Genomic DNA, 636 nt, shown 5'->3' with positions numbered 1-636 from the left:
AGCCAACCCAATGTTATCTGAACATTATTGTTGTTTTTCCATTTAAGATTTTGTCCTAATTCTGTAAAATTCATAGAATATCGAACTCCTGCCATTAAACCTATTTTAAATTCGTATGAAGCACCTACACCGACTCCAAAGTTAAAACCTTTACAATCTCCAATATTTATTATAGCATCACCTAAATCTGCAGACTCTGGAGATGATGACATTAAATAAGAAAATTCAGGACCAACTTCTACACTTAGTGCAGATAAAGGATAAACCTTTAACATTACAGGAACCTTAATGTAATTCAATTTAATATTACCTCCTTTACTCTTTATTGTATTGTTTGAATAAAGAATTTCAGGCTGCAGTCCCCATAAACCTGTACCTGGCAGACTACTAGCTGTGCGTTGTCCCCAATGTAAATTGATCAATGCACCTGCTTGAAATCCTGTGCCCATAGAAAATTCCGGATCAAAAGTCATATTATTACTCATATTAGAGAGTGTTACACCTGCCTTGACACCATACTTAATAACTAAAACAGAATTTCTTTTCAATGTTGTTTTCCCTGTTTTTTCTGTTTGGGAATTGCCATACCCTCTGTCAATTTTAACTTGGGCAAACACACTACTTACTGATAAGCAT

1 protein-coding gene is annotated in these 636 nt (G+C 34.4%); it reads right to left on the bottom strand.

The window, feature by feature from the left end; translation table 11 throughout:
• A partial coding sequence (locus I6E24_RS16585; protein ID WP_235329823.1) for a porin family protein occupies positions 1 to 636 on the bottom strand: 636 nt, incomplete at both ends.

This window comes from Bacteroides caecigallinarum (genome assembly GCF_021530995.1).
Classification (GTDB): domain Bacteria; phylum Bacteroidota; class Bacteroidia; order Bacteroidales; family Bacteroidaceae; genus Phocaeicola; species Phocaeicola faecigallinarum.
Note: the sequence above shows the minus strand (reverse complement) of the source record. Positions and strands in the feature narration are given on the sequence as shown.